The organism is Paraburkholderia sp. BR14312 (assembly GCF_040948675.1).
GTDB lineage: Bacteria > Pseudomonadota > Gammaproteobacteria > Burkholderiales > Burkholderiaceae > Paraburkholderia > Paraburkholderia nodosa_A.
Map to the genome: position 1 here is coordinate 141,522 of NZ_JBFPKI010000016.1, position 22,214 is coordinate 163,735.

18 protein-coding genes and 1 pseudogene are annotated in these 22,214 nt (G+C 62.9%); 7 read left to right on the top strand and 12 right to left on the bottom strand.

Annotated features, from left to right (window positions below):
- Positions 1 to 5: 5 nt before the first annotated feature.
- The 3 genes from AB3X98_RS35855 to AB3X98_RS35865 all read right to left on the bottom strand — a co-directional run bounded on the left by AB3X98_RS35855 (position 6) and on the right by AB3X98_RS35865 (position 6,204).
- Entirely contained in the window at positions 6 to 2,417 is a 2,412-nt protein-coding gene (locus AB3X98_RS35855; RefSeq protein WP_368604559.1) for a dockerin, read from the bottom strand.
- A 61-nt stretch (positions 2,418 to 2,478) separates the two neighbouring features.
- Positions 2,479 to 4,794 (bottom strand): LamG-like jellyroll fold domain-containing protein, encoded by a 2,316-nt coding sequence (locus AB3X98_RS35860; RefSeq protein ID WP_368604558.1) that lies wholly within the window; start codon positions 4,792 to 4,794, stop codon positions 2,479 to 2,481.
- 168 nt (positions 4,795 to 4,962) lie between these two features.
- A complete protein-coding gene (locus tag AB3X98_RS35865; RefSeq protein WP_368604557.1) occupies positions 4,963 to 6,204 on the bottom strand; it encodes a DUF937 domain-containing protein in 1,242 nt (413 codons plus the stop codon).
- A gap of 153 nt (positions 6,205 to 6,357) precedes the next feature.
- On the opposite strand from AB3X98_RS35865, the pseudogene AB3X98_RS35870 reads away from it, so the two are divergent.
- A pseudogene (locus tag AB3X98_RS35870) lies at positions 6,358 to 6,468 on the top strand (IS5/IS1182 family transposase); the annotation flags it as partial.
- An 8-nt stretch (positions 6,469 to 6,476) separates the two neighbouring features.
- Here the strand turns inward: AB3X98_RS35870 and AB3X98_RS35875 are convergent.
- Positions 6,477 to 6,899: an NUDIX domain-containing protein gene (locus AB3X98_RS35875; protein ID WP_368604556.1), complete on the bottom strand. Its 423-nt coding sequence runs from the start codon at positions 6,897 to 6,899 to the stop codon at positions 6,477 to 6,479.
- An 814-nt stretch (positions 6,900 to 7,713) separates the two neighbouring features.
- On the opposite strand from AB3X98_RS35875, the gene AB3X98_RS35880 reads away from it, so the two are divergent.
- The 6 genes from AB3X98_RS35880 to AB3X98_RS35905 all read left to right on the top strand — a co-directional run bounded on the left by AB3X98_RS35880 (position 7,714) and on the right by AB3X98_RS35905 (position 12,563).
- Complete coding sequence (locus AB3X98_RS35880; RefSeq protein WP_368604636.1) at positions 7,714 to 8,802, top strand: porin; 1,089 nt, start codon at positions 7,714 to 7,716, stop codon at positions 8,800 to 8,802.
- A 114-nt stretch (positions 8,803 to 8,916) separates the two neighbouring features.
- Positions 8,917 to 9,237 (top strand): hypothetical protein, encoded by a 321-nt coding sequence (locus AB3X98_RS35885; protein WP_368604555.1) that lies wholly within the window; start codon positions 8,917 to 8,919, stop codon positions 9,235 to 9,237.
- 101 nt (positions 9,238 to 9,338) lie between these two features.
- On the top strand, positions 9,339 to 9,557 hold the full coding sequence (locus tag AB3X98_RS35890; RefSeq protein ID WP_368604554.1) for a hypothetical protein: 219 nt from the start codon (positions 9,339 to 9,341) through the stop codon (positions 9,555 to 9,557).
- Between the two features lie 67 nt (positions 9,558 to 9,624).
- Positions 9,625 to 11,514 carry a tetratricopeptide repeat protein gene (locus AB3X98_RS35895; RefSeq protein WP_368604553.1) on the top strand — a complete coding sequence of 630 codons (1,890 nt, stop codon included), beginning with the start codon at positions 9,625 to 9,627 and terminating at the stop codon, positions 11,512 to 11,514.
- Between the two features lie 118 nt (positions 11,515 to 11,632).
- Positions 11,633 to 12,037 carry a DUF3597 domain-containing protein gene (locus AB3X98_RS35900; protein WP_368604552.1) on the top strand — a complete coding sequence of 135 codons (405 nt, stop codon included), beginning with the start codon at positions 11,633 to 11,635 and terminating at the stop codon, positions 12,035 to 12,037.
- A 307-nt stretch (positions 12,038 to 12,344) separates the two neighbouring features.
- Positions 12,345 to 12,563, top strand: a complete 219-nt coding sequence (locus AB3X98_RS35905; RefSeq protein WP_368604550.1) for a hypothetical protein — start codon at positions 12,345 to 12,347, stop codon at positions 12,561 to 12,563.
- Between the two features lie 737 nt (positions 12,564 to 13,300).
- Here the strand turns inward: AB3X98_RS35905 and AB3X98_RS35910 are convergent.
- The 8 genes from AB3X98_RS35910 to tssK form a co-directional block, all read right to left on the bottom strand.
- Entirely contained in the window at positions 13,301 to 13,474 is a 174-nt protein-coding gene (locus tag AB3X98_RS35910) for an OmpA family protein (protein WP_368610399.1), read from the bottom strand.
- Entirely contained in the window at positions 13,471 to 13,908 is a 438-nt protein-coding gene (locus tag AB3X98_RS35915; RefSeq protein ID WP_368604549.1) for a hypothetical protein, read from the bottom strand. Before AB3X98_RS35915 ends, AB3X98_RS35910 begins: the two co-directional genes overlap by 4 nt.
- Positions 13,909 to 14,169: 261 nt before the next feature.
- Positions 14,170 to 14,598, bottom strand: a complete 429-nt coding sequence (tssE, locus tag AB3X98_RS35920; protein WP_368604548.1) for a type VI secretion system baseplate subunit TssE — start codon at positions 14,596 to 14,598, stop codon at positions 14,170 to 14,172.
- A gap of 13 nt (positions 14,599 to 14,611) precedes the next feature.
- Positions 14,612 to 17,317 carry a type VI secretion system ATPase TssH gene (gene tssH, locus AB3X98_RS35925; RefSeq protein WP_368604547.1) on the bottom strand — a complete coding sequence of 902 codons (2,706 nt, stop codon included), beginning with the start codon at positions 17,315 to 17,317 and terminating at the stop codon, positions 14,612 to 14,614.
- 139 nt (positions 17,318 to 17,456) lie between these two features.
- Positions 17,457 to 17,942 carry an Hcp family type VI secretion system effector gene (locus AB3X98_RS35930; protein WP_040140390.1) on the bottom strand — a complete coding sequence of 162 codons (486 nt, stop codon included), beginning with the start codon at positions 17,940 to 17,942 and terminating at the stop codon, positions 17,457 to 17,459.
- Positions 17,943 to 18,097: 155 nt separating this feature from the next.
- Positions 18,098 to 19,843, bottom strand: coding sequence for an OmpA family protein (locus AB3X98_RS35935; protein WP_368604546.1), 1,746 nt, complete (start codon positions 19,841 to 19,843; stop codon positions 18,098 to 18,100).
- A complete protein-coding gene (locus AB3X98_RS35940; RefSeq protein WP_368604545.1) occupies positions 19,840 to 20,583 on the bottom strand; it encodes a DotU family type IV/VI secretion system protein in 744 nt (247 codons plus the stop codon). The genes AB3X98_RS35935 and AB3X98_RS35940 overlap by 4 nt, the downstream gene beginning before the upstream one ends.
- The gene (gene tssK, locus AB3X98_RS35945) at positions 20,580 to 21,932 is read right to left on the bottom strand and encodes a type VI secretion system baseplate subunit TssK (protein WP_368604544.1); all 1,353 of its coding nucleotides are present in this window, start codon (positions 21,930 to 21,932) and stop codon (positions 20,580 to 20,582) included. Before tssK ends, AB3X98_RS35940 begins: the two co-directional genes overlap by 4 nt.
- Between the last annotated feature and the right edge of the window lie 282 nt (positions 21,933 to 22,214).

Consider the following 22,214-nt stretch of genomic DNA (forward strand, 5'->3'; position numbering starts at 1 on the left):
CAACCTCAATTGCTAAAGATCAGACCGCGTGCGGCGCCATTGACGTAAATCCGGCCGTAGGTATTCCAGTCTCCTGCCATCACGCTGGAGCCGCCGAATTGGTGCGTGTCATCGTTGAAGCGCGCCCACGTTGCACCACCATCGTCGGAATGGTAAATGCCCCATACGCCGTTCAGCGTGCCTTCCACGTAGACCGCGGCCGGGTAGGGCGAACCGGTCCCTGCTTTGCCCAGAGCGATCACGGTGGCGCCTGGCGTGCCGTTGGCCGACGCAAAGGCGCTGAGCTTCGTCCAGGTCGCCCCCGAGTCTACCGAGTGGTACACGGCCGTGCCGTCGGCCAGCCAGAGGTCACCCTCGGCGTTCGGATTGACCGCCAACGACGTATCCCCCCACGCATTCCAGGCCAGTTTCGCGTTCACCGAGCCCTGGCTCAGCGTGAACGTGTGGCCGCCGTCGTTCGAGACGTAGATCTTGCCGGGCTGCCAGCTCCATGGCGCGCCGCCGGAGTCGTAGGCATACACCTTGTGCGGGTTCTTGCGGTCTGCGGCCAGCCGGTAGGCCCGCTGGAAGCCGTTCCAGATGGCGCTGAACGCCGGCAGGTTGGTCGCCGTCCAGCTGGCGCCATTGTTTGTCGTGTACGACGGCACCGAGTCTGGCGGTGCCCAGGTCACGTTGTTGCGGGACGGGACCACCAGGTTGCCCACGTTGCTCTGGCTTGCCGCCGCGCCGTTGGGCAGCGACGCGAAGGTCGCCCAGCTATTGCCGCTGTCGCCCGACCAGAAGCCCCTGGTGGCGTGGCCGTTGGCATTGTCGACGCCCGCGGCGGCGATGTACGTCGGATCGGACCACGACATATCGGCCGAATTGCCGCTGCTCCACGTGTTCAAGGGGCCTTTCGTCGGCCTCGTCGAGAGGTTCGTGTTGACCCACGTGCCGATGTCGCCCGCACTGTTGATGAAGTTGTACGACGCACCGGGCGGCGCCGTGACGAGGGCCAGCGTCACGGTTTCCTCGAGGTTGTTGACCTTGGCGCTCCAGGTCGGCGTGGCCGACGAGGCGTTCATGGTTTCACAGATGCCGCCGCCGTGGACGTGCATGACGTGGTCGCGGTCGGCGGGGTCGATCGCGACGCCCTCGACCCAGCCGGCGCAGCCACCGGCGGCCAGGCCGGTATGCGGCATGCCGGCCTCGATTTCGCGCCACGTAGTGCCGCCGTCGTCGGAAAGCTGGATGGTCTTGCTGGTGTCGCTCCAGCCGGTCATGCCCAGTGCGATGCGGGCGGACGAGCCCAGACCGGAGACGGACAGGCCGCCAAAGCCGTTGCTGCTGGAGCTGTTGAGCAGCGTCCAGTTGCTGTTGTTACTGCCGCCGAACTTGTAGAGATGGCTCGGTCCGCCGATGCCCTGGCCGACTCCCGCGTTGAACACCACATAAAAGGTGCCGTCGGAAGTGCGCACGACGTGCGGGATGTAGTAGCCGGACACCGCCTGCGGGACCGGCACCGGCGTCCACGAGGCCCCGCCGTTGGTGGACTTGTACAGGGTGGACGTCAGGCCTGCCGCGTTGGCGTAGTCCGGGGCGACGGTGGCCCACATGATCCAGGTCGGCTGGCCGCTTCCTTTGCCCGAGGTATCGAAGATGACCTGCTCGACGCCCAGCGGAGAGCCGCCGCCGCTGATCGTGGTGGAGGACAGAGCCGTGACCTGCGCCCAGGTGCGGCCCGAATCGGCACTCTTCCACAGGCCGGCCGTGCGCGATCCGTAGAACAGCGTCGAGGGATTGTTGGGGTCGACCTGCAGGCGCTCGCCGGTGCCGCGGCCGTTGTCGTTGCCGCCCACCGGGAACGGCAGGTCGTAGTGCGTCCAGGTGTTGCCGCGGTCGCTCGAGATGTAGATGCGGCCGTTGTGACCCTGCGTCACGGTAATGCCGGTCATCATGTAGACGAGCTGGTCGTTGTTCGGGTCGAGGGCGATGCTCTCGATGCCGTGGAAATCGCTCTCGCCTGCGCCGAAGCCGACACCGTCGGTGATGGGCGTCCACGTCGAGTTGGTCGGGTTCCAGCGGTACGCGCCACCGACGTCGGTGCGTGCGTACAGCAGGCTCGCGTTGGCTGGATGGTAGATCAGGCCGGTGACATAGCCGCCGCCGCCCCACTTGACGCTGGTCCAGCTGGCCGCTGGCAGGTTGCTAACGGACGTGCCGCCGCTGGTGTTTGCGCCGGCATTGCCGCCGGCCTCGCCAGGATGGCTGCCTGCATCGGTCCCCCCATTGGTCGCGCCTGTGGTACCACCAACAGCGCCGCCTCGTATCCCTGTGACACTGCCTGCGCCTGTCGTGCTACCGGATCCGCCACCACAGCCAGATAGCGCACAGGCCATCGCCGCAGCAGCAATCCATCGTTGAGAAAACACGTCCATTGGAGAAATCCTTAAACGAAGAGGTCCATCGGGTTGCCGGCCCGCCATGGGCCTGCAGTAATCAATTCGCCGCGAGCGATGAAATCTGCGCAGCGCTGAGCGCACCGCGATAGATGCGGAAGTCGTCGATCAGCCCGTTGAACGTGGCATCGTTGTACTGCGATTTGCCCAGCCAGTTCTGCGTGGAACTGCCAAGGCGGAACGGTGCCTGGAACATTGCCCTGTTGGTGCTGACGGGCGTGCCGTCCACGTACATCGTGCCGGTCGAACCCGATAGCGTGACGGCCACGTGTACCCATCGCTTGCTGGGCAGTTCATTGGGGGCGTCGATGATCTGTTCGGGAGGGCCGTCGCCGGGGCCGTTGGCCGTCATGGCGAAGCGCATGCCGGCCCAGCCGTTGCGCAACTGCGCGCGCGGCGTGAGCATCATGTAGCGGTGAAAGCCCGTGCCGAAGTCGAACACGCGAGCCCACGTTTGCGAGCCGTTCCAGAACACCCAGGCCGCGATGGTGAAGTCCGACACGTCGGTCAGCAGATCGTTGGGCAAGGCCACGTAGGCGCCCGAGCCGTTAAGCGAGACGGCGTGGCCGCGGTGCCCCGTTGCCCACGTTGCGCCCTTGAGCGTGGCGTGGCGCCCGCTGTTCGCACTGTCGGCGGCCGTGGTGCCACCGCCCTCGTCGAAAGCGAAGTGCGCGAGCAGCTGCTGCGCCGTGATCACTTTCACTTCGTTGGAGAGCGCCGATTCCCCCGAAGGCGTTTGCGCGGTGACGACGTAGAAGTACGTGCCCGCAGCGGGTGGTGTATCGGTATAGGTCAGCAGTTCAGTGATACCGCTCTTGACGGTGCGGTACGGTCCGCCGGCGATGGTGGCGCGCTTGACGTCGTAGCTGGTGGCATTGGTCGTGCCCCACCACGACAGCACCACCTTGCCCGCGCTGGCGTAGCCCGTCAGGCCGCTCGGCGCTGCGGCAGGGGTGCCGGGGTCCAGCGTGCAGGTGAGCGTGCCGTAGCCAAGCTGGTCGAACCCACCACTGTTGGGGCCGTAGTTGCCGCCCCCGCCTTCCGGCGACACCAGGGCGGCAGCGCGCCTGGTGTAGGGTGCCGCCAGGCCTTTGCGGTTGATGTAATGGTTGGCCACCAGCGCCCAGCAGGGTCGGCCCAGGGCGCCGCCTCGGCCGCCGGTGGCGAACTGCGTCTGGATGACGCCGGCGCTGTTCTGGTACGTGACGAAAGGCACTGTGTAGAACGCGCCGTCCGCCTGCTTCAGGTTGGCCTTGGCCACGTATTCCGCACCCGCCAGGAAGCGGTTGTTGTCATAGCCATACAGGTCGATGCCCTGATTCCAGGCCATTTCGCAAATGGCGCCGGTCAATGCAATGCCCAGCGTGCTGTGGCCCTGATCGCGGCCGGCTTCCTGCCATTGTCCGAGGTTGCCCGGGTGCATGTAGTACACGGCTTGCCGGATGCAGCCGTTGCTGCCACCGGTCTTGAAATGGTTGACGGCCTCGTTGACGAGTTCGGCATCGTCGCACAGCACGCCAATGGCCAGGACGCACGCGATGTTGGCCAGGCCCCAGTTGGCCCAGTAGTGCGTGTCCATGGCGGTGTCGATACGGGTCAGAAAAGCATGGCTGACCGGGTAGAAGACCTTGCGCATCATCGCCTGAAACGCGGCGAGGCCGGCCGGACTCCAGCCGCTATAGCTGCGCATGATTTCGGCTGCATTGGCAAATTCGTAGCCATAGATGCCGGCGGCGAGCGCCACGTCGCTGCCGCCAAGCGTCGTCAGCGCCGACGCCCATTGGTCCAGGTACTCCACAGCCTTGTCGGCGTAGCGCTTGTCGTCTGACACCTTCCAGCGCAGCGCGTCGCCATAGGCGGCAGCGATGTCGTTGTAGAGGGCGCCGTAGTTCTGACCGTGTGTCGGGTCATTGCCACGATAGATGCCGACCTGCGGGTTCGGCTTGTTCGTCAGGCGTGTGTGGCCGTTGGCGACGAGCACGTTCCAGCTATCAATCCAGGGCGAGGCCTTTGATCCCACCTTGGCGCGCATGCGCGCGAAATCCGCGTCGGTATGCAGCAGGCCCGGATGTGTGAAGCGCCGAATCCGCACGGTGCTCTCCGGCTGCGCGACGGGCGTCCTCTGCGGCGCAGGGGCGTGCGACAATGTTGGCGTGGTCGCTCCCGGCTGCGCGCCGCTGCCCGTCGTTGCCGCAGCGGCATCCACCGCGACGGCAGCCTCGCCGTCGCCCGCGCAACCGGCCAGCAAAGACGCTCCCAGCCCCACCATGAAGTGCCGGCGCGAAGCGCTCCTGATACCGCCCGCTTCGCACGCATTGTCCGAAAGCGCTGGCCACCGTATCTGATCGTTGTTCATACACTCGTTCTCTTTCTTGTTGTCGCCAAACCGTCTGCACGGGTACTCGATTGGCGTCCCACCGACCGTTACACGTTCCGATCGGCCAAGCCTGATCGCGTCCGGGTCGACTACGGTTTCGACACAAACGCAACGGGCGTAGCCGACCGCAGTATCAGCGAGAGCGGGTTACTGGGTGATGCGGATCTCGACGCGGCGGTCTTTAGCGTCCGACGTATCGCCGCTCACTGTGTCCGGCTTGTCGAGACTGATCCGGGACTGGTCGACGCCTGCCGCAACAAGGGCTGCCTTGGCACTTTCGGCGCGCTTCATGGCCAACTCCGCATTCAACGTTGCATCACCGCTCGAATCCGTGAAGCCCGACACGCTGGCCTTCGCCGACGGGTTGCTCTTCAGATAGGCGAGTACATCCTTGGCCTTGTCGGCGAAATCCGGTGCGACTTCCGATTTGCCGTAGTCGAAATAGACCTTCAGACTCGGTCGACCTTCGAGCATTGCCGCGATGATGCCAGCGCCCTTCGGAATTGCGCTCGACACTTCGCTCGCTGCGTCCGCCATCGCGGCAGCGGTACTGCTTGCCGCGCTATTGGAGGCCGTTTCCGGACTGGCAGCTTGCGTCGCGGTCGACGACGAGGCGACAGGATCCATGGCCTTCGAGGAGTCCGGCGACTGTTTCATGCAGTACCCAAGCAGCAGTAATGCAAGCAGCGCGAGCGCGAGCAATGCGAGCCATTTCAATGGACTGCTCTTGCGCTTCTCGGCAACGATGCTTCCCGCCGGCACGGTCGTTTTCCGCGTGGCGGTTGCCTCGTGCATGCGAGCCTTTACCGTGTCCCGCTCCGTGGTGACCCACGCAGCAAGCGTGCCGAGACCCAGCGCCTCCAGGAGCCGCTCGGACATCCGCCCGATCACGTGCTTCTTTTGGGGGGTGATAGCGCTGCCCAGATTCGAAGCGTTCAGGTGGCCATTCACGGTCGCGGCTTGCTTGATTGCCGCCAGGACGAACGGCGTCAGCATTGCGGTAAGCGTGGCCGCGCCCTTTTCGCCGATACCGACGATGGCGGCCAGCGACTCGTTGAAGTGCTGAATCCGTGAACCGAACAGGGCTTGCAAGTGCGACAGGCCGGTATCGATAAGGCCTTGAGTGATCGGGCCACCCGCAAATACTCCGTCGAGATTGCTCGACAGCAACGCAGTATCGACGCTCGACATGTGCAGCAGCCGCAGCACCAGGTCGCAGCCTTCCGCCGTCGAGGCGCGATGAAGGATCGCGCCGATCAGGTTCGGCAATGCTTTATCGGTGGCCGCATCGACGATAGCACGCGGTTCGTTCAGGAAGACAGGTACTTGCTCAGAAATGGGCTCGGCAATCAACGACTGCACGGAATGGAGGATGTTGACTGATGTCATGGTGCTGGTGCTCCTTGGTTTGATGATCTGAGATCCTTGATACACCTGATCAGCGATGGACAGAGAGCTCAATTCGGGGGCTCGCCTGACTCGCGTCCGCTACTACCTTGCCAACCTTTGCTACTTCGCGTCCGGCACAATGGGCGTTGCGCGTATCGGCGCACGCGCTTCGAGCGACGTGCCGACATTTACGAAGCATTCCTGAAACTTGGCTGTGCGCTCGTCTGCTGGAACATCTTCAGTCAAACTGAGCAATTTTTTTGAATTGATCTCTAAGGAAAGATCTCGTCTTGCGTGCTGTTCAGGGTGGCTAAACGCGCCTCGGTGATGCGTCGCTCGCGAAGGCACGCGAGGTCGACGATGGCGCGTGTTGCCAACCCGGTTGCGACCATTGGCAGTACGCGTGGATGGATCCAGCAGCACTGCGAAATCTCGCTGCTCGGGCGCGCAAGCCGGTCAGTCCCGATCTGGACGCCAAATACGTGATGTCTTCTGCGTGGGCCGTCAAACCGGAAAAGATACGAGAGTTCAATTCCAGAGAGAGTCGTTTCCTCTCCCAGTTCACGAAGCGCGGCGTGCGACGGCTCCTCGCCGATCTCCAGTTTTCCGCCCGGGAGGTTCCAGCGTCGTTGCTCTTTGGCGACGAGAAGTATTTTTCCGCGCTGCCAGCACACAACCGTTGCTCGTTCTTTCATGGTTTCTGGATTTAAAGCCGTGCCCGCCTGGCAACCTGTCCCGCATCCTTAAGGAGTGCGTCAAAAAATCGGGATTCAAGAAACACATCGTATGCCGGTGTCCTCCCGGTGAGAAACGGCTCGCCGATTGCACGCCGCGGAGGAACGTTGCCGGTCTGGGATCTAGCCCCGCAACTCCGGCATATCGCGTTCGCGTCTCCATCGTTCAATCTGTGGGGTATCTTCGCGCGGGGGAAATGCTTCAGCCGGGAAGAAGACCGTTGCGGGTGACGGCCGATTGATCATTCAAAAAAAGCCCGGACCGTCGGTCCGGGCGAGCTCTTCGCGCATGGTCGCGAAGTCCAGTCGGAGATCTCGAATGGCGTCGCCAGCATATCGCGTCCTCTTCGGCAGGAATGTAAAAGAGTGTCAGCAATGACGCCGGATCTTGATACCGGAAAGGGGAGGGCGAACCGGTTTTGACAGGCGCGTCTCCGGGACGCCGCGGCAATGACAGCTGCAAGCAGCGCTTTGCCGAAGCGCTAGCGGCTCCGAACCGAATCGGCAAGAAGAATGCCACGAATGTTGCAAAAAAGAACCGGCCTGACCATCCCTGACAGTTCCGCTCGTGGCAGCTATAGACAATGCGGGCGACGCAACGGTCCATCTGAGCGTTCGGCGCTAGTTCGCGCCGTCCTTTGCAGCGCGGACTTCTTTCGCGAAAACGATCGTCTGCATGCGGCCGTGCGTCGCTCCGATGCGGCTGGGAGGCAGCCACAGGCACCTCTGCGCATCGCGATACCGATCTTGCCTGAACCCTGTTTGGAGAAACTCAATGAAAAAGAATGTTGTTGCACTCGCAGCGCTGGGTGCGTTTGCGACTCTCGCTCATGCACAAAGCAGCGTCACGCTGTATGGCGTAATCGATGAGGGATTCGACTTTACGAGCAACGTGGGCGGAGCGCGCGCGTATCAGCTGTCGAGCGGCGTGTTGCAGGGCAGCCGTTTCGGCTTCAAGGGCACTGAAGATCTGGGCGGCGGAGTTGCCGCGATCTTTCAGCTCGAAAACGGATTTGACCTGAATAACGGCACGCTCAAGCAAGGCGGACGCGAGTTTGGCCGCCAGGCATATGTCGGCCTGTCGTCGAATGCGGCGGGCACCCTCACCGCTGGCCGCCAGTACGATTCGGTCGTTGACTACCTCGCGCCGCTCACGGCCAACGGAAACTGGGGCGGTGCGCTTTTTTCACACCCGCTTGACAACGACAATACCGATAACTCTTTCCGTATCAACAACTCTGTGAAGTATGCCAGCCCGAACCTGGGTGGATTCAGGTTTGGCGGCCTTTACGGGGCGAGCAACGAGGCAGGCTCACTTTCCGACAACCGGGCGTGGAGCGTTGGCACGAGCTATAACAACGGTCCCTTTGCTCTCGGCGCAGCCTTCCTTGACATCAAGCACCCTGGCCGGACAACAACTGGCGCCGTCACGAGCGACGCGACCTTTGACGCCGGGTGGGAGCGCGTTGCGGGCATTGGTGCGAACTACGCCGTTGGCCCGGCGACGCTTGGCGCGGTATTTTCGTATACCAACGTGCACAATGTTTCAGGCTCCTTCGCCACGCTGATCTTCAAGAACTACGAACTGAACGCAAAGTACATGTTGACTCCAGCGTTCTCGTTGGGCGCCATGTACGACTACACGTCGGTCAGGGGCTCCTCGGCCGGCTCCGCGTCCAAGGGTCACTGGAATGAAGGCGGCTTGATGGCTGACTACTTCCTGTCGAAACGCACGGACGTCTACGCGCAGACCGTCTACCAGCAAGGAAGCGGAATCGCTGGAGCAGATATCAGCGGGAGTGCGGGCGCGTCGTCCAATCACCATCAGACTGTCGCGCGTGTGGGCCTGCGTCATAAATTCTAAGCAGGAATCTGCCTGTCAGGCGGCACTTGCGCGCCTTGCGAAGGGGGCCCCGCGCCAGCGGGGCGTCTGATTGATTGATCTGCGCGACGCATGTTAGCGATTTCCCGATAGCTCTTGAATTTGCAGGTGGCAGCGCGCTCCCGCGCGGTAACAGGGCGTTGGCACGTGTGCGAGAATTTCGCCGCGCTGAGCGTTCTATCGCATGTTTGCACCGAGGATGTCGACGTTTCCCCGATGCACAACCACGGGTGTCGAAAGTCGGAACTCGACGAGTACATTCCGGTGCAAAGGAGGGGTCCACAGGTGCCCACCGTTCAGTTCGAAGGGCCGGAATTGTTCCTGTTGCTCAGACTGGATGCCGCCCGATGCGGCAAATCGTTTCCCGACTGTGTGATCGAAGCGGTCGATCGGGATGACAACTGTCAGGAATTGTGAGTTTTCGCTGCCGAGAGCGAAACGGAGTCAACGCGACTCGTCGTCCTCCCGTTATGGCGTTACCACACGTTGTGGTCACTAAATTGACAGAGGAGTCTCAAATGAACAGCAGGATCGTTGTGGCGCTGATTGCGCTCGCAGTTTCGGGCACCGTTCTCGCCCAGGCATCGGCAGGTGTACCGGCATCGGCGCCGGCGGAGCCGGCTGCTAACGCGCCCGCAACCAGCGCCAAGGCGGCACCGGCCAAGCGTCATCACAACCATCATCATCATCACAAGCATCACGTGAACGCAGCGTCCGACACCGCTGCCAGCCAGTAAAAGGCCGAGTTCCGGTGCGCTGTTCCAGATGGCGGCGCACCGGGAAGGTTGATCGGACTGCATAATCATGGATTGTTTTCCATCCTGCCGTCCTGCGCTGTCGTTCGGGCACAATGAAATGACATCGACTGCGAATCGTCCCGATACGGCGGATAGTATTCGCCAGGCCTTCCTGGAAGGCCTGGCTGCTCAGCAGAAGCGTTCGTGGTCGGACGCCGAGCGGCATTACAGGAAAGTTCTGGAGCTTGCCCCCCTCCACGCCGAGGCACTGAACAATCTTGGTGTGATCCTTGAGGACACCGGTCACGCTGAGTCGGCGGAGGCGCTTTATCGCAGGGCGTTGCAGGTCAAGCCGGAATACGTCGATGCCACATGCAATCTTGCACTCCGATTGCACGTCGAGGGCAGGCGCGCGGAGGCAGAGACCTACTACCGGCGCGCTTTTGCGTTGAAACCGGATTGCGCGCTGGCATACAACAAACTCGGCGTGTTGCTTCAGGAATCCGGCCGATTGCCGGAGGCGGAAACGTGCTTCCGCAAAGCGGTCGAGTTGATGCCGCAATACGGCGATGCGCACGCGAATCTGGCCGTACTGTTGCATCAGGGCGGCCGCCTCCCGCAGGCTGAAGCGTGTTACCGCGAGTCCCTTGGCATGTCACCGGGTCGAGCCGACGTACACAACAACCTCGGCACGTTGCTCCAAACAAGTGGGCGGCTGGAAGAGTCGGAAAATTGTCTGCGGGCAGCGCTTGCCCTCAATCCCGACTACGCAGACGCCCACGGCAATCTGGGCAACCTTCTATACGCGCAACAGCGATATGAGGAAGCCGAGGCGTGCTATCAGGCGGCCCTGCGCCTGCAACCGGACCGTGTTGAAACGCTCAACAACCTTGGTCGACTCCTTCACGACACCGGGCGTCTTCACGAAGCCGAAGACAAGTTGCGTCGGGCTTTGAACGCTGATCCGGGTCGGCTCCCGACGCAACTCAATCTCAGCCTCGTGTTGCTCGCCATGGGGCGTTACAGGGAAGGCTGGAAGTTGTATGAGTCCAGGTATGGACAATGCCAGCATTGGGGAGCGGACGCGCAATATCATGTCAGGCCGCGGCTGCCATTTCCAGAGTGGCAAGGCGAATCACTCATAGCGAAATCCCTTCTTGTTCTATCCGAGCAGGGACTGGGCGATTGCATACAGTTTTCAAGGTACCTGCCGTTGCTGAAGCGACAAGGCCTGTCGATGCTAACTGTAGTTTGCCCGCCGCCACTGGTCAGATTATTTTCGGACATGGAAGGAGTCGATTGTTGCGTCCCGCCGGACGCCGTTGAGCGCCTGCCGCGACATGACTACGCTACGTTGACGATGAGTCTGCCTTTACGGCTCGGCACGACGCTTTCGAGCGTGCCATCGAGGGGCGCGTATATCCGGCCGGATCGAGAGCTGGTCGCACACTGGCGCAGGCGCTTGCCCGCGGGCGGCTTCAAGGTCGGCCTGGTTTGGGCAGGTGACCCGCGTCCTGGCCTGGCTAGTGCAAACGCAATCGATAGACGGCGATCGCTGCACGCGACCGCATACATACCGTTGCTGTCAATACAGGGAATTGTATTTGTCAGTCTGCAGAAAGGCGAGACAACAAGGCGGCAGCTTCTTGAAATTCCGGAAAACATCCGTCCTTTCGACATGATGGACGACGTAGGGGATTTCGCCGATACCGCGGCGATCATCGAAGGTCTCGACCTCGTTATCTCGGTGGACACTTCCGTTGTCCATGTCGCGGGAGCGTTAGACATACCGGTCTGGGTCCTGTCCCGGTTCGACGGATGCTGGCGCTGGTTATCGGAGCGTGACGATTCTCCGTGGTATTCGTCACTCCGTCTTTTCAGGCAACCGACTCCTGGTGACTGGGCACCGGTTCTTGGCCGCGTAGAAAATGAGCTGAGAGCTATGGTGCGCGCTTGACAATTGTTGACACCATCGCGTCTCCATGAGGCCCTGTTGTCACGTACCATGGGGAGGGTGCATGGAGGCTCTGGCGTTTGTGCACATTGGCAGACCTACCTGACTGGAGGATTTAAAAATGAGCATCTTCGGCGAGATCGTGAACAAGCTTTTCGGCAAGGCGAAACCGGACCAGCCACCGCCGTCTGCGGAGCCGACGCCGGATCCTGCCGCCACCCAAGCCGCTGCCTCGGACACTGCAACCGCCTCCCCAACGCCGCTCGCCGACGTCGATGTGGCAGCAGTCATGGACCAGCTCGTGAGTGAGAGTGGTGAAGCGTTGAACTGGCGTACGTCGATCGTCGATACGATGAAAGCACTGGGCGTCGATAGCAGCCTTGAGCATCGAAAGCAACTGGCGCAGGAATTGAAGTTCGACGGCGACATGAACGATTCGGCTGGAATGAATATCTGGCTGCACAAGCAACTGATGCAGGCGCTAGCGGCGAATGGTGGAAAGCTGCCGCAGGATCTGGCAGGCTAACGTTCTTCAGCGCCACCACCGAAGCCGCCGGTATTTTGACAGGCCTGCAGGCGATCGGACTAGCCGCCTGTCCCTGTCGTCTGGCTCACGTTGGGCGCAGACAACGGCTAAGGCCGCAGCGCACCAGCATCGTGCATGTCAACTCGATGAATACCACCATCACGGCGTCTGCGGATGGATCGCATAAGGGCGGAATCTGGCATGACGCTACGAGCGGGCACGAATCGCCGGTCGAATCGTCTCAACCAGGACGGATGTCCCACCGTTCTCAACGAACAACGTCAACAACTTCAATTAAGGATAAGACATGAGCATTCTCGATACCGCAGGAAAGATTGCCGGAGCCTTCTCGGCCGTGGAAGCCGCTGAAAAAGTCGACCCGAACGCCGGCCTCCTCACCGAGGCTGCAGCCGCGGTCGGAGGCTTCGAGGGCGCGAACGCACTCGAAGGGCTGATCGAGCGAAAGGGCGATACGGCTGCTCAGCCGGAGAATCAGTCCGCCGACAACGATGGCGCGACGACGTAGGGAATGCAACATTTGCGTTGACACGAATCGGGACGGCTGAGAGCACGCCCACTTAACCATCCGTAGCCGCTGGCGTCCTGTGGATGGGTTCTTCCTTCGTGGCTCCCGGTGCGGGGCTGAACGGCATCGATTGTCGGGCCAATCGGTCCCAGCCGGGCGTCAACGTCTGCTTGACGTTCCCTGCGAATACCCGGCGCAAGCATGTGGCCGGGCGCTTCAGAGTACGTGCGGAGACGACCGGGTCCGGTCTTCTGTATTGACATGTCAGCTCGGGGCATCACGTGGCTGCCGGAGGGGTCGTTCTGGATGGACCCTGGCGCCGATCTACCTGATGCAAGGGCTCGGATCTAGCAGTTTCCTCCATCTGCTTCGCTCAGCGATGACCCGCGCGGACAGACGTATGATAGTTCGCCGCAAAGGCCGCGATGGGGTCATTTCCGCCTGGCTGACTTCGTGGCGTAGCCGCATGTCTTTCTGCCGATTTCGGCGACGTCTTTGTCGGCCGACAGTGCACGGCCTGGCTCCCGCAAGTGAAATGCGATTTAGCGTGTGATGTTTGAGCTTCGTGTTTTAGTTGCTCGGGGCTCAACCATTGTTCGGAGTACGACGCATATACACGTGTTGTTGCTATCGTCATGGCGATGAGTGTCAGACTACCCAGAATACGACTTTTCTTCATGCTGTCCGGTATGGCTCGTACGTTGTGATTGATCCACATGCGCCGGTGTGAGGCGCGGCTATTGTGGGACGATGAACTCCACGCGACGGCTTCTCGTTCGTCCCTGACGCGTTGTGTTCTCGGCTGCGGGCTCAGCGTTTCCCTTTCCCGTTGCGTCAATGCGATCGGTCAGCACGCCCGCCGAGACCAGGATCTGGACGACCTCCAGCGCGCGTGCGTCAGACAGCGTCAGGTTGAAAGTACGTTGCGCCGGGGAGAAAGGCTGGCTGTCGGTACGCCGGTGACGAGCACCTGCCGGGGGGTATTCGCGATTTTCTGTCCGATGGAGGCGATCATGGGTTCGACCCCCGGGTTGACGGTCGATTCGCCCGCTTCGAAGATGCGATCAAGCCGCAGTGTGAGCGCGGTGTGGTGGGTTTTTCTGCCAGTGCGATAGTCCCAACGTTCATTTCGTTCGTCAGGCGTTCTGTTCACATTTGCCTTCCGTGTCGCGCCCTCGCTTGTCATGATGAGCAGTAAAACCAGAACCGTCCGCCTGCATGGCAGCCGCCGAAAGCCACGCCGCTCATTGCTGAGCCGCCACTGCCAGATATGTCGCATCCGCCAGGCGTCAAAGCCGCGACAATGAGCACGGTCGCAGCCGTAATGGTTCGTCGCCTCTGTCATCTCACTGTCGGATCGGAACGGCGGGAGGCGCATGAATCAGTATGGCGTCGAGGCACAACCATGTGAGCAACACGGAGATTGCGACCGCTATCGTTGACATGAGCAGCGGCCTGCGTGAGCCCGTTCTGTGCGTCTTTTTCCCAATTGGCCCGCTTGGGCGTTGCCCGGCCATTCGCTTCAGATCGCCGATGCCGAACGAGTACTCGTGCTTGCTCATGCATGCATCAGATCTCCGTTGGCGCCACGCTCGCTCAGTCACTATCAGGCGTCCTTCGGTTGAATCTTTCGCTCGACGCGCATCCGACCCGGCGGCTCGAAGTACGTGCCGAACCGCACAAGCCCGGTCTTCTTCAGGTGGCACGTCATCTCGAAGCTGACCAGCACGCCGGGATCGTCGTTCCCGAGGATCTCGACGTCGATCGAGCGGATGCGTGGCTCGTAGTTCAGCAGCGTCGCCTCCATCTGTTCCTTGAGCAGGTGCGCGGACGCCGGGAGCGCCTTGTAGATGTTGGTCAGGTCCGGCAGACCGTAGTCGGGCAGGTGCTTGAGCGCACCCGCACGGGTGTTCAGGATGCGCTGTACATTCTGCTGCACACTCAGGCACTCGAGCGTTCGGTCGTCGTAGGCATCAAGCGGCTCGCCGCCGATCTGCCCAAGCAGCATGTCGTAGAGGGACGGTCCAGCCGGCATGATGTCGCTCCCGTTACGCGATGACGGGCGCCAGCGCCATGTCGTCGGCCGCCGTCTCGTTATGGTCGACGAAATCGATCGTCAGATTGCCTTGCGCCGAGCTCGACAGCACGATCTTCGCGGGCGTGGCGCCGGTGGCCATGCGCGCCAGCAGCTCGCGCGCGACGGTGGGCAGGATGCGCTGGTTGAGGAACGCGTCGACGTTGCGCGCGCCAGACTCGCGCGCGAGGCAAAGCTCGGCCATCGCGCCGATCAACGACTCGTCACAGGACAGCTGCACGTCGTGTTGCCGGCGCAGGCGGTCCGCAACCTTCGCAAGCTTCAGGCGCACGATAGAGGCGAGGGCAGTCGCGTCAAGCGGCCGGTAGACGAGCGTCTGGAAACGCGCGAGCAGGGCAGGCTGGAAGTGTCCAACAAGCTGCGGGTGAATCGCCTCAAGCAGATCAGTCTGCGCGATCGCGGGATTGTCGGCGGTTGCTTCGTCGATCTGCGCGCTCCCGAGATTGGACGTCATCAGGATCACGCAGTTGCGGAAGTCGATCTCGCGGCCTTCGCCGTCGCGCATCATGCCGCGGTCGAACACCTGGTAGAACATGTCGAGCACGTCGCGGTGGGCCTTCTCCACTTCATCAAGCAGCACGACGCTGTACGGACGCTGACGTACCGCCTCGGTCAGGATGCCGCCGCGGCCGTAACCCACGTAACCCGGCGGGGAACCCTTCAGTTGTGACACCGTGTGCGATTCCTGGTACTCCGACATATTGATCGTCGTAAGCGCAGCTTCCCCGCCGAAGAGCAGGTCCGCGAGCGCGAGCGCCGTTTCGGTCTTGCCCACGCCCGATGGCCCCGCGAGCAGGAACACGCCGAGCGGCGCCTGTTCGTTCCTGAGTCCCGCTTTCGCGGTGCGCAGGCCTTCCGCGAGCGCGCCCAGCGCATCGTCCTGAGCCACCACGCGCCTCGCGAGCTGCGCATCGAGCGTCAGCAGGCTCTGCAGTTCGTTCTCGACGAGGTTGCCGACCGGCACGCCGGTCCATTCGGCGACCACGCGCGCGATTGCCTGCGCGTCGACGTCCGCGAAAATCAGCGGAGCCTTGCCCTGCGCACTGGCGAGCGCCTGCCGTGCCGCAGTGAACGACGCGCCGTCCGGTGTGGCGCGCCCGGCATCGCGCTGTTCATGCAGTTTCCTGACGAGCGTGAGCTCAAGCTCGTAGCGCACCTGCAGTTCGGTCAATTCGTCCTGTGCGCCTGCGAGCGCCGCATCAAGCGACGCACGGCGCGCTGGCGCGTCCTCGATGCCCGCACGTGCATCGTCTTCCAGCGTCGCGAGCTCCAGTTCCAGCGCGGCGACTGCGGCGCGCGCCCGTTGCAGTTCCGCCGGCGGGGATTCGAGACCCATGCGCACGCGCGCGGCGGCCGTATCGATCAGATCCACTGCCTTGTCCGGCAGTTGCCGCGCGGGAATGTAGCGACGCGAAAGTTTGACCGCGGCGACGAGCGCCTCATCGCGGATATGCACTTGATGGTATTGCGCGTATCGGCTCTTCAGGCCGCGCAGCATCAGGCACGCCGCATCGTCATCAGGCTCGTCGACCTTGATGATCTGGAAACGCCGCTCGAGCGCGGCGTCGCGCTCGAAGAATTCCTTGTATTCGGACCAGGTGGTGGCCGCGATCGTGCGCAGCTCCCCGCGCGCGAGCGCGGGCTTCAGCAGGTTCGCAGCATCGGCGCCGCCCGCCGCGTTGCCCGCGCCGATGAGTGTATGCGCCTCGTCGATGAAGAGCAGGATCGGCACCGGCGAGGCCTGCACCTCATCGATCACGTTCTTCAGCCGCTGCTCGAACTCGCCTTTCACGCCGGCGCCGGCCTGCAGCAGACCCAGATCGAGCGTGAGGATGCGCACATCGCGGATCACGTTCGGGACGGTTCCTTGCGCCACACGCAGCGCGAGGCCCTCGACGAGCGCGGTCTTGCCGACACCGGGCTCACCGACCAGGATCGGATTGTTCTTGCGCCGGCGTGCGAGCACGTCAACCATCTGCTGGATCTCGCGGTCGCGGCCGAACACCGGGTCGATCTGGCCGTTTCGAGCCTTGCCGGTCAGGTCGATCGCAAAGCGGGCGAGCGCCTCCTCATCCGTCTTGCGCGGGACGGCTCGCGGTTCCTGTGCCGCCGACGCGGTGGCGGGAGGCTCGCCCTGCTCGACGGCGGCTGGTTCACTGACCTCCGCTTCCGGTTCTTCCGGTGCACTCTCGCACGAACGATGGGCAAGGCGCGGCAGAACCCGCTCAATCTGCGCGCTGCTGATCGACAGCAGCGGCCAGGCATTCTGTGCGCGCAGCACGTGTGGCGCGTCGACGATGGCCTGCAGCAGGTTGCCCGACCGGATGGACGCGTCTTCGGCGTCCAATGCAGCGTGAGGCCATGCGTCCTGCAACACGGTTGCCAGTTGCAGCGAGAGGGCCGGCTTGCCTCGCAGGTTGCGCGGCATATGCTCAATCGCGGCAATCAGCGCATCCCAGACCTTGTCGATGTCGATCCCGTAGTGCCGCAGGATCGCCGGAATATCGCCGTCGCCAGCCTCGATCAGCTTCAGCAGCCAGTGCTCGAGCGTGATCTCGTCCGAGAGCCTACCCTGGCAAAGACTCGCGGCCGCCTCCAGCGCCTTTGCGCAGTGGGGATTAAGCCGGCGGAGCAGGTGAGTGGTATCGCGCAAGGTCATGTCGATGCTTGGTCACGGAGAAGAGCAGGCAACGGCCTTCGGGCCTGCATGCCCCTCTGGGTAGAAAAAGACCAGCCCGACGCACGGGCTGGTAAAGGAACCGGCAGCAGCGGGCCGGTTCCGCCACGCGGTGCAGATATCAGGAACGCTCGTTCCAGGTATCCTTGTGGATGATGTTGCCGTCCTTGTACGACCAGGTGATCGTCTCGTAGCGCAGCTCGACGTTTTCGAGGTGGTTGTGCTTCTCGTAGTCCGGGTTCTTGATGTCGTACATCACCGGGTTGACGGCCACGATCTTGACGTTGTCGAGCTTCGTGTTGAAGTACTCCTTCTCCTTGCCCGCGTCGTCGATCTTGTACCACTTGATCTCGACCGACTTCAGCGTCTGGCCGCTCGTCACCGCCTTGTAAAGGTACGGGGTCGACGCATCCGTTTCCTTCGTCAGCGTGATCGGCTTATGCACGCGCGTGCCGGTCAGCTTGCCGGTGTTGCCGTCGGTCGGGATGTGCACGCCATGATCGAACGCGACGAGCTCGACGCTGCCTTCACGGCCCTGAACCGTCACCGAACCCTTGATGTCGGCGCCGCCATCGTCCTTGAGCCACATATAGGCCGGAATTGCCATTGCTTCACTCCTTTTTACGTACTGCGACAATCGCCCGGAGCCAGCCCCCGAGCTTCAGAAACCCGAAGCGAGGCGCTTCGGGGGCTAAAGACTGTTCGTTCAATCGCCGGAACGTCTGCCGGTCCCCCAATGGGGTTTCCTCCGGGACGCAGGACTCATCTCAGTGTGTCCGGTACCAGGGTGATTTCCACGCGCCGGTTCCTCGTGCGTCCATCTGGCGTGTCGTTGCCCGCAATGGGTCGCGTATCGCCGTACCCCTGGATCGCGAACTGCGTGCCGGGGATGCCCGACGCCTCGATCAGCCAGTCGCGCACGGCCTGCGCGCGCGCCGTCGACAGTTTCAGGTTGCTGTCCGGATTGCCCACGTTGTCGGTGTAACCCGCAACGAGAATCCGCTTGTCGGGATGCGCCTTGATCATCTCGAGCGCGCCGACCATCGCGCGCGTGGAGCCGGGCTTGAGCTGCGCCTTGCCGCTGTCGAAGAGCGACATGCTGTCGAGCGTGACAACCGCTGGCGGTGGGGAAGGGGGCACATAGGACGCGATCGCATCGTTCAATACCGGCATCAGTTGCGCGCCCCGGTACATGCCGAACGACAGACGCAGCGGTACGCCCGTGCGCGCGTACCGGTCGAGCTGGTCCCGGTCCGCAACCAGCGTCTGCAGAGCATCTCGCTTCGCTGCGTCGTGCGCGGTCAGGATCATCGAATAGCGGCCGAGGTCGGCGCCAACGCGAGTCAGCAGCGTCTGGTTGTTTCTGGCGGCGCCCCAGAACACCACGGCGGCAGCGCAAGCGAGCAGGGCGATCGCATGGGCGAAGGCAACCCTGCGCGGCGACATCCAGTGCCGCCGGGGCAGTGCCTGAATCAGCGGCTGCGGCAGAGGCCACGGTGGCGGTGACGCGATGGCCGCTGCACGCACGACCTGAGTCTGCATCTCGACGTCGCGGGCCCACGGGTTACCCGGGCCATTCGCTGGCCCGCAATCGATCCAGCCGGCACCGAACAGCGCCCACGGCGTGGCGGGTTGCTGCCGGTCCGTCAGCGTGGCGATCACGACGCGCTGCGTCCATCCGATGATCGATGCAAGGGCTGCCGCGCGCACAGCCGCGGTACGATCACCGTCCGCACGCTGCACCTCGTCTTCGGCTGCCCGGATCACTGCTTCAAAACGTTCGGCATCCACCAGGCGTGTCGCGGACGAGACGCCATACCACCCGGGCATCGCGAGCTCTGCCGCACTGTTCGTCCCACGGTGACTTCCTTCAGGCGTGAGCCGCTGGTAGACCGCAACATACCCGGGCAGCCTCGTGCCAAGCAGGCGGGACGCATCGGCCACGGCCTGGCGCACGACGCGCAGTTGCTGCGTCAGACCATCCGCTCCAACGTACCGGGCAGGCACAACCGATAACACCACGCCGTCCGGTGCGCGACCGTCGCGCCACTGCCTGACCGCTACCGCAAGCCGCGGCAGATCGTGCGTGCGGTCGACGCGCAGCCAGATTGCGCCATCGCCGACATGCGCCTGCCGCACCTCTTGCGCCTGATCGAACAGCGCCGGCAGGCCGTCCCCCACCACCAGCACGAGCGGCATACGCGTACGCAGCCTCACGGGAATGTCCGCCGTCGCCGCACCCAGCGCGGCCAGCACGTGCGCGCTCTGTTCGCGCGCGCGGTCAAGCAGGCGGGTGCGCCACCCGACAAGTGCAAGCGCAATCACGCCGATGATGGCCGTGACTGTCCAGGCCGCGCTGCGTGCGACCGGCAACACCAGCCAGATCACGGCGAACGCCAGCGCGGCCGCGAACAGGACCATCACGCGAAACGGATAGCCGAGCCCCTCGTGCCCGTGATCGGGCGTGTGCGCCGGCGTTAGGGACAGAACAGGCAGGTCGGATTTCACGGACGGATGCCTTTGGCCGGCGCCAGATGCGCAAGCTGCACGTCAAGCGCTGCCGCCCACACTACCCAGACGATCACTGCCACCATGCACGCGAGACCCGCGATGGCCCACGGTGAGAGCCGGTAGAACCAGTCGGACAGCCTCCGGCCTGCGCGGTCCGCGACAAACGGGCGCCCGGACGGTGAGCGAAGTTTTTCGAGCTGGGCGTTCAGCGTTGCTATCAGTGCAATGCGTTTCCCTTCGCCGTCACGCGCGTAGCGGCCGACGAATCCCACCCCGAGGATCGCCGAGTAGCATTCGAGCAGCTCAATTTTCAAGACGCCGCGCGTCGAGGTCTCGCGCATGCGTACCTCGAGCCGGTCGAACACGCTCTCGCCGGCGTCGTGCAGGTTGAACTGTTCCACCTGTAGCGGCTTCAGTTCCCAGCCGGCACGCATTTCAGTCGGCAAGGCCCGCAGCACCGTTTCGTCCAGCAACCCGCACTGCGCAATCACGGCCTCCCGGCGCACATCGTCCGGATAGCTGCGGCGTTCCAGCGCCTGCGAAAAATGATCGATCAGTTCCCGGCATCGGTTGCGCAGTCCGTCCGCATCCTTCACTACCCCACCGGTGCCGAGCGTCGTCACGAGCAATGCGGTATCACGCAGCAGGTCGCGCATGCCGTCGCGCGGGGTGCCGCCGGTGCCGGACACACTATCGAGCAGGGCGGGCTCCTGCCGGCTGGAAGTCAGGGCATTCATGAGCGCAGCACCGCGTAGAGTTCGAGCGAGGCGTCAGGCACAGACGCCGGCAGGTAGATCTGGCAGGCACGCGCGGCGAGCATCTTCGCGTGCGCGGCGCTGGACGAATCGAGGGCGAAGTATTGATTGTCCAGGCGCACGGGAATCGCCGCCGGCACACGCTGTACGGCCTTCAGCGGAATGCCCAGCAGGGCCGAATTGATGATGTGCTCGACGTCGTCCGGCGCGCCGATCTTGCACAGCCGCGGGAACTGCTCCACGAGCTCGAACGCGGACATCGGCGCGTTGACCGACAGATACCAGTCGGCGGCATCCCCGACGATACGCTCGTCGAGGAACTGACCGGTCCACGTGGTCGGCGTCTTGCGCGTGAGTCCGATCGATACGACGCGCGACGGAATGATCGCGTCGAGCAGATCGCGGATCATCGATTCGAGCTTCGCAAATACCTCATCGGCACGCGCATGGTCGTACGCCGGGATGTCGGTGAGCTGCGCACCGGTCGAGAACGTCATCAGCGCACTCGCCAGCTGGGCGAGTGTCCCGTACAGGTGCTCCGGCGAACGGCCGGGGTGCGTGGCAAAGAGGCGCAGTTGTGGCCATGCCGCATGGATACAGTGCAGCAGCCAGAAGAGCTGCACGTCGGCCACGCCGTATTCTGCGACCTGCTCGATACGCTCGCTGCGACGCGCACCCAGTGCGAGGCTTTTGGCCTGCAGGATGTCGGCGAGGCGGTTGATGCGCTCAAGGTGGAGCGGATGGCTGCCGAGCGTCAGGCACGGTGGAACAAACCGGTGATCGACCTGGAACTGGCCACTCGTTGTCCGGGTGAGCCGTGCGATCGCGCACGCCGTATCATCGGCATGCGACTCGAAGTCGAACAGCAGCCGCACTGCGTGGCGCGCCGCCGCGATCTCGGTTTCGGTCGCGCCATTCTGGTCCGTGACCTTGACGAATTCGCGGTATAAACGGCGAGGACGCGCGAGCGTGGTTTCGTCAAAGCGGCAGTTGTTGCCATTCGCATCGGGCAACGCGAGCGCCGCGAGCACCGTGACGCTTTGCTGGTCGGCCGGCAGGCCCTGCGTCAGATCGCGTCCCGCTGGCAGTGCGTCGGCCAGCGTCGTGTCGATTGGCGTTCCATCCGGAAAGCGAAGCTTCAGCCGGGTGAGCTTGAGGCGCCCTGTGGCGAGCGCCTCCTCGTCGACCTCGACGCCGAGCGTGCCCCACGGTTGCGCGAGCGTAGCAGTCGCGAGCTGCTGCATCGCGAACCCCGCCCATCGGTCCTGCTGCTGGAAGTGCTGCTGCGTGAGGATCAAGCCCTCATGCCAGAGCGGTTTGTCGATCCGCATAGGTGTGGTGTACGGCTTGTTGATTATGAGAGAACGAATTCTAATGGACAGATTCGTAAAAGGTAAACGCAGAAGAGTAGTTCGTCATGCAAAGCGTCAGAGATTGTCAGGTACATCGAATTTAAAACGGACTTACGGGCTACTCTCAATTTGCATGGAGCATTTTTGAGATAAGCGTCACGCGATCTCGCAATAAAAGTCGACAATGATCAACAATAGTCAAATCACGAGATCCTTGCTGGACGGGAGATCTGACGGTTTTTATTTTCCTTGCACCATCTC